The following is a 561-nucleotide window of genomic DNA, read 5'->3' as shown; positions in this document are numbered from 1 at the left end:
GTATCTAACTTGTGAGTATGAAAAGTACCAGCCAAAAATCGTCTGGCGAGATTGAATACGTTTAGATGTTAGTCCTAACATCTCGGCTATATAACCTTATTTTTCTGGCGTTTTAGCAGTAAAATATATTTAAACTGAATACTGTAATTTGACTTTAACGGGTCGCGAATGCAAATATAACTAATAGCATACAACAAAATGTATAAAGCTCAGCCAATCTTGTACATACCAAATTTAGTTACACCTTAAACAGGTGATTAAAGGGAATTTAATGAAACCTGAAAAATTAACGTTAAGTGAAAATATAAAGCGTGTTTTTTTCTTTATTTTGTTCTTTATAATCACTATGACTTTGCCCTTTATGTCATACAATGAGGTGGTGTCAGTCTTAGGGGCGTTAAATAAACATGAGCTGGTTTTTAATGAGAAGAGCTTTGCTCCGAGCTTCATTTTATATACTCCAGCATTTGTAATGCTCACTCGGCTAATATTATTAAGAGTAAGAAATATTGAAATAGAGCCTGAGCTTTTAATTAAATGGTATAAGGTCTGTGGAGCTAC

1 protein-coding gene is annotated in these 561 nt (G+C 33.0%); it reads left to right on the top strand.

Annotated features, from left to right (window positions below):
* Nucleotides 1-271 precede the first annotated feature (271 nt).
* A partial coding sequence (locus L647_RS01000000123440; protein WP_033024171.1) for a hypothetical protein occupies nucleotides 272-561 on the top strand: 290 nt, incomplete at its 3' end.

This window comes from Pseudoalteromonas sp. TB64 (assembly GCF_000498095.1).
Classification (GTDB): Bacteria; Pseudomonadota; Gammaproteobacteria; order Enterobacterales; family Alteromonadaceae; genus Pseudoalteromonas.
This window is presented reverse-complemented; position numbering and strand designations above follow the sequence as displayed.